This is a genomic window from Paenibacillus validus NBRC 15382 (genome assembly GCF_004000985.1).
Classification (GTDB): Bacteria; Bacillota; Bacilli; order Paenibacillales; family NBRC-103111; genus Paenibacillus_G; species Paenibacillus_G validus.
The window spans coordinates 1-6461 of record NZ_BIMH01000096.1; the positions used below are offsets into that span (position 1 = coordinate 1).

The following is a 6461-nucleotide window of genomic DNA, read 5'->3' on the forward strand; positions in this document are numbered from 1 at the left end:
TTATGAGGGTTGAGGTGACAACGTTGAATTCATACGATTTGGTAGTGCTCGGTGGAGGCCCGGGCGGTTATGTGGCTGCGATCCGTGCGGCGAAGCTAGGGCTATCGGTTGCCCTGATCGAAGCTTCCGAGCTTGGAGGCACATGCCTTAACCGCGGATGCATTCCGTCCAAAACGCTGCTGCATATGGCGGAAGCGGTTGAAACGATCAAGAAGGTTCAAGCCTGGGGAATCAAGACGGGCCCGGTTGAACTATCATGGGATGCGATGCTGGCCCGTCAGGGCCAAGTGATGCAGACGCTGCGCACCGGCATTGCGGGGCTGCTGAAAGCAAACAAGATCAGCCATCTCCGCGGCTGGGGCAAGGTGCTGCCGAACCGTGAGATCGAGGTTGCTTCGGATACGGGAGTGACCCGCGTACGCGCGGACAAGATTATTTTGGCTACAGGCTCCAAGCCTTTCGTTCCCCCGATTCCGGGATTGGACGGGCTGCCTTATCAAACGAGCGATACGATTTTCCAAATGGACCGTATACCGAAAACGACGACGATTATCGGCGGCGGTGTGATCGGTGTTGAATTCGCGGCTATTTTCTCGGCGTTCGGCACGCAGGTGACGGTTGTTGAAGCGACCGACCGCATCGTGCCGACTGAGGACGAAGCGGCTTCCCAAGCGCTGGCCAAGGCGTTGAAGCAGCGGGGCGTTCAGGTGCAGGCTGCGACCAAAGTGGAGCAGGTTCGCTACGACAATGGCCAATTCCATGTGTCGGCGGCGCACGGCGGCCAGACGTCCGAGCATGCGGCTGAGGAATTGCTGGTCGCAGTCGGTCGGACTCCAAGCCTTGGCGGGCTGGAGGAGCTGCCGCTCAAGATGAACGGGCGATTTGTCGAGGTCAATGAACAGATGGAAACGAGCATCCCCCATGTATACGCCATTGGGGATCTTGTCGGGGGATATCAATTGGCGCATGTGGCTAGTGCCGAAGGGCTTATAGCGGCAGCGAATGCGGCCGGAAAACAAGAGAAAATCGATTACCGCGTCGTACCTCGCTGCATTTACACCCATCCCGAAATCGCCAGTGTAGGGATGACGGAGCAGGAAGCGAAGAACAGCGGTCTTGCGGTTAAAGTCCAGACGTATTCCATGAGAGGGAACGGGAAGGCGCTGTCCATGGGAGAAACCGATGGCTTCGTGAAGCTGATCGCCGATGAGAAATACGGCGAGATTGTTGGCGTAACCATGGTCGGGCCGCACGTGACCGACATGATTACGACAGCTTCCTCATTCATGCATTTAGAGGGCACGGTGGCAGAGTGGGCAAACCTGATCCATCCGCATCCGACCGTATCGGAGTCTTTCTATGAGGCGGCTAACGGATGGCTGGGCATGGGAGTCAATCATTAATACAGGATAAGATGCAATCGGAAAGGTTGTCTCGAAACGGACAGCCTTTTTCGTACACACGCCGATGTTATCTTAGAGCAACTCGTGAAGGGTTACGATCATTGCCGGCTGGTTGAAGTATCTTTATCCTTGTGGAACAGCGGGTATTTATTTGTTGACAGAACCGTAAGCAGTGTTTAGAATTACAAATGAAAGCGATCGATACAAATGTAAATAAGGCGCTTGATTAAAGCGGCAGCCCTATCAAACTGAGTGATGAATGAAGTTTCAAATATTGAAGAGGATCGGGGAGAAGCCATATGAACATGAATAAAAAGCTGTTGGAGCTGGAGCGTAAGGGCGGTTTGATCCGTGTCGGCTTAATTGGAGCGGGTCAAATGGGACGCGGCATGATCTCGCAAATCGAAAGCATGAAGGGAATGCGTGTGGTAGCCACTGCTGATATAAGGGTTGAGCAGGCCAAAAACGCTTACTTGTTTGCAGGTGTCCGCGCAGAGCACATCGTGCAAACACGCGAGCTGGAGCAGGCGGAGCGGGCGATAGACCAGCGTTCGGTTGTGGTTACGGATGACATGCACATGCTGCTCGCGCTCCCGAATGTGGATGTGATCGTTGATGCGACCGGAGTACCGAGTGTTGGTGCGGAGATTGCCTGGAAGGCGATCCTGAACAAAAAGCATATCGTCATGTTGAACGTCGAAACGGATGTAACCGTTGGCCCGCTGCTTAATAAAATGGCCGCTTCGGCAGGCGTTGTATACACGGGCTCGGCCGGTGACGAGCCAGGGGCGGTCATGGAGCTGTACAACTTTGCGGATGCTATCGGCTTCGAGGTTCTGGCGATCGGTAAAGGCAAGAACAACCCGCTTAATGTGCAGGCAACGCCGGATTCGGCACGTGAATATGCGCAAAGCGTAGGGGCGAATCCGAAGATGATCGCTTCATTCCAAGACGGAACCAAGACGATGATCGAGATGACAGCGGTGGCTAACGCGACAGGGTTTGTACCGGACCAACCAGGGATGAACGGGCCGGTAGCAACCGTGGAGGAGCTGACACAGGTGCTTCGTCTGCGGGAGGATGGAGGCATCCTGACGCGGACAGGAGTCGTTGAATATGTGAACGGTGTAGCACCGGGCGTATTTGTTATCGTCACCTCGGGCAAGGAAGAGGTCCGGCATGAGATGGAGTACCTGAAGATGGGCAAAGGCCCGAACTTTGTGTTATTCCGGCCGTACCATTTAACGAGCCTGGAGACCCCGTTGTCGGTGGCTGGTGCCTACTTCTACAATGAGCAAACCATCGCACCGTGGAAAGGGCTGGTGGCTGAAACCGTGACCATCGCCAAGAAGGATCTGCAGCCGGGAGATCGTCTGGACGGGATCGGCGGATTCACGGTGTACGGCAAGATCATGACTGCGGCCGAAGCGAAATCGCTAAACGCCTTACCGATCGGTTTAGTTCAAGCACAGACGGTAAAACGCGCGGTAAGGGCCGGTGAAATCATCACGTACGATGACGTGGAGCAAACGGCTTCTTCGGTCATTTGGGAGCTGCGCAAGCTGCAGGATCAAGCACTTCTCGCCGGGAGCCTATAAAGGTAAGGCGCTGTAATCTTAGCAAATGAATCCGCTTTCGATAACATCCACCTTTTTAGTGAAAGCTGACTTGATAATCATGATGAAGTATGGGTGGGGTTGATTGACGATGATGACTGATGAGGAGAAAAAGTTTCTGCTTAAGATTAGCCGCATGTATTATTTTGAAGATTGTACACAAGCGGAAATCGCCAAGAAAGTCGGAGTTTCCAGACCTATCATATCTAAAGGTCTTCAGAAGGCGCTCCACGTAAAGCTGGTTGAAATTATTATACATGACCAAGCGGCGCCTACGATCGATTTGGAGCAGGAAATCGAAAGCGCTTTTTCATTAGAAGAAGTTATCGTCGTACCCACGGCCGATATGTCAACCGAGCTTGCCAATAGTGCGCTTGCCAAGGCTGCTTCCTCCTATGTGCTGAAGCAGCTCAAGCATGTAACGAAGATCGGCATCTCGTGGGGGACGACCTTACACAACCTGGTGAAGGAATTCCCCGAAGAGGCTCACGAGCATTTGAAGATAATCCCGCTCGTAGGGGGCATGGGCTCTAATCGAATTGAGCTTCATTCGAATCAAATTGCCTACGAATTGTCCAAAAAGCTGAACTGCAGCTGTGAATCCTTGTATGCGCCGGCCATTGTGGAGAGTGAAAGCTTCCGCGATCTTCTATTGCAAACCCCGACGGTTGCCGATGTGTTGGAAGAAGCGAAAAAAATTGATCTGGCCATTGTAGGGATCGGTAATCCCTTTATGCAATCCACCCTGGAGGAAATCGGTTATATAGGGGACGATGAGTTGAAGAGTTTGGAAGCCTCCGGCGTTGTGGGGGATATCAACTCCTGTTTTATTTGCAGGGACGGCACGATCGCAAAAAATTCGATCAACGAGCGGGTCATCGGAATTCAGGTGGTTGAATTGAAGAGCGTGAGCAAGGTAATCGCCATCGTTCAAGGAAGCCATAAAGCAGATAGCGTCTTGGCGGCTCTGCGGGGGGGCTATATTCATACGCTGATTACAGATGAACAAACGGCTTCAGAGATGGTTAGACTCATGAAAATACAGAGCCACAAGCAGGATTCGGGCCAGCCAAGCTAGAGCTGGCCCCATGCGGCTCATCGAGCCGCTGTTCGTCCTGCTGTCAAGATCGACCCGATTTGAAGATGGAATGAATGAACCAAACGAGTATGAACACGGCGATCAGGGCGCCTATTTCCAGTACAGGGATGCTCCCAAATAAGCCAGGCTGATTGCTCTGGGAAGAGCCGATCATGATTCCCGTCAGGATGATGCAGAAAGAAAGCCAAACCATGCTGAGCGAAATCCTCTTGCTGATCCGATCCAGTTGTCTAAGCAGAAGATCAAATTGAGGGATGCTGACGTCCAGTTGTCCTTTCTTAATTAAAGGGATCAGCTCTTTGACCAGATTTGGGAATTCAAAGAGAATGTCGCTGTATTGCGTCCATTCTTCTTTGACATGTTCCAGTATCGAACCGGGATGAAGACGCTCGAGCAATAATTTTTTGCCGAACGGCTCTGCGATTTGGAGGATGCTGATCTTGGGATCCAGCTGCTTAACCACACCCTCTACCGTAATCAAGCATTTGCCCAATAGAACAAAATCGGCGGGAATCCGGACTTCATGCCGATAGGCTACTTCCAGAAGATCGTTTACCGCTTCTCCAAGACTCATCTCCCCGAAAGGCACGCCAACGTATTTATCACGAAGAAGATCGACATCGCGACGCAGGTCTGTCATGTTCACTTGCGGCGTAACAAGCCCCATCCCAAGCAAAGCTCTAATCACACCCTCCGAGCTCTGCAGCATTAATGCGATGATGAGCTTGGCGAGCTGCCGCTTGATCTTCGGCGTCAACCGGCCTACCAATCCAAAGTCCATAAATGCAATCACCTCACCCCGCAGCACCGTAATATTGCCGGGATGAGGATCCGCATGAAAAAAGCCTTTAATAAAAATTTGATGCAAAATGGCATTCATTAACCGCTCGGCTATTCTTTTGGAATCATAGCCTTTGGCATGCAGCAGTTCGGGAGAATTTAATTTGATCCCATCCATAAACTCCATGGCTAGAATCTTCTTGGAGGAAAATTCCCAATACACCTTCGGAATTCGGATGTGAGCCTGGTTTTTAAATTGACTGGCAATTTTTTCGGCATTTTTCCCTTCAATTGTATAATCAAGCTCATCGAGTAACGATTTTTTAAATTCTTCGAACAACCGCACAAGCTGATGGCGATGGGCCCATTCGAAGCGGGCTTCAGCCATGATTGCTAAATTTTGCAGGATTTCCAGATCCGTTCGGATCGTCTCGGCAATCGTTGGGCGCTGGACTTTAACAGCGATCCTCTCTCCTGTGGTTAGAAGGGCAAGATGAACTTGCCCGATCGAAGCGGCAGCCAGCGGCGTTTCCTCAAAGCTGAGAAAGGTTTGGTCCAGATCGATGTTCAATTCGGATTCAATGATATGTTTGACTTCCTGATAGGAGAAGGGGGTAACCTGATCCTGAAGCTTTTCCAATTCCTTAATGATAGACTCCGGTATGAGGTCGGACCGTGTACTGGCAATTTGGCCCAGCTTAATAAAAGTCGGACCCAATTCTTGAACAACGAGACGGATTCGCTCGCCAATAGATGTTTTTTCGTCCTTTTTTGTTCCGTTTCGAATGTTGCCGGGCAAGGACAACAGATGGAAAATGTCCAATTCTTCTACGATAAAACCAAAGCCATGGCGAGTAAGGGCCATTGCAATGCCCCGATAACGGTTAAAATGGCGAATCCGTTTGCCGATCAAGTGAAACCATCCTTTCAGGCAACAAGAGCTTATTCGTTGTTGTTTTCCAATTTTTCAAGACGCTTGCTCAGATTTTCAATGTCTTCCTTGGTCGCCACGTGCAGCTCTGCTAACAGGCTGTTCAATTGCTCTCGAATGAGCTGCTTCAGCTGTGCCTGTTCGGCTTCCCCCTTTTCTATCAATCGGTTGACAAGTTCTTTGGATTCATTGGCTGAAATATTTCCCTTTTTTACTAATTCATCAACTGCACTTTCAAGTTTTTCTTTGCTCAGGATCGTGACGCCGAGTCCTAACGACAAAGCTTTCTTCAGCAATTCATTCATCTAGTGAACCTCCTGTTTAATGATACTATAGAGTACCCCAATTCCCTGAATGCTATTAACTGATTCTGGAAATTTATTGCGTGCATGCCGACATCATTTTTCCTTGTTCATTGGATAAGCACCCCCTCTTACATATGTATTATACAATAACAATTGTAAAAAATGTTGCAGTCAGGAACATATTTTATATGAATATGTCGGTTGATATAAACAAATGAGCCTTGACAAAAACAAGAATACAGAAGTAGTATGATATTACAAATGTAACAAATAAGAACATATGTAAACGGAGGGATATCCAAATGGCAGTAGAAATGAAAGCCAGGG

General features: G+C 50.0%; 5 protein-coding genes. 3 read left to right on the forward strand and 2 right to left on the reverse strand.

The features are described from left to right. Positions 1 to 2: 2 nt before the first annotated feature. The 3 genes from lpdA to PVA01S_RS26000 all read left to right on the forward strand — a co-directional run bounded on the left by lpdA (position 3) and on the right by PVA01S_RS26000 (position 4097). Complete coding sequence (lpdA, locus tag PVA01S_RS25990; protein WP_054798599.1) at positions 3 to 1403, forward strand: dihydrolipoyl dehydrogenase; 1401 nt, start codon at positions 3 to 5, stop codon at positions 1401 to 1403. Between the two features lie 299 nt (positions 1404 to 1702). Beyond that, positions 1703 to 3001, forward strand: coding sequence for an NAD(P)H-dependent oxidoreductase (locus PVA01S_RS25995; protein WP_127610781.1), 1299 nt, complete (start codon positions 1703 to 1705; stop codon positions 2999 to 3001). A gap of 109 nt (positions 3002 to 3110) precedes the next feature. After that, positions 3111 to 4097 (forward strand): sugar-binding transcriptional regulator, encoded by a 987-nt coding sequence (locus PVA01S_RS26000; RefSeq protein WP_236595951.1) that lies wholly within the window; start codon positions 3111 to 3113, stop codon positions 4095 to 4097. Between the two features lie 43 nt (positions 4098 to 4140). On the opposite strand, the gene PVA01S_RS26005 is transcribed toward PVA01S_RS26000, so the two are convergent. Next, a complete protein-coding gene (locus PVA01S_RS26005; RefSeq protein WP_127610782.1) occupies positions 4141 to 5811 on the reverse strand; it encodes an ABC1 kinase family protein in 1671 nt (556 codons plus the stop codon). A gap of 29 nt (positions 5812 to 5840) precedes the next feature. Further along, positions 5841 to 6134 carry a phasin family protein gene (locus PVA01S_RS26010; RefSeq protein WP_127610783.1) on the reverse strand — a complete coding sequence of 98 codons (294 nt, stop codon included), beginning with the start codon at positions 6132 to 6134 and terminating at the stop codon, positions 5841 to 5843. Positions 6135 to 6461 lie beyond the last annotated feature (327 nt).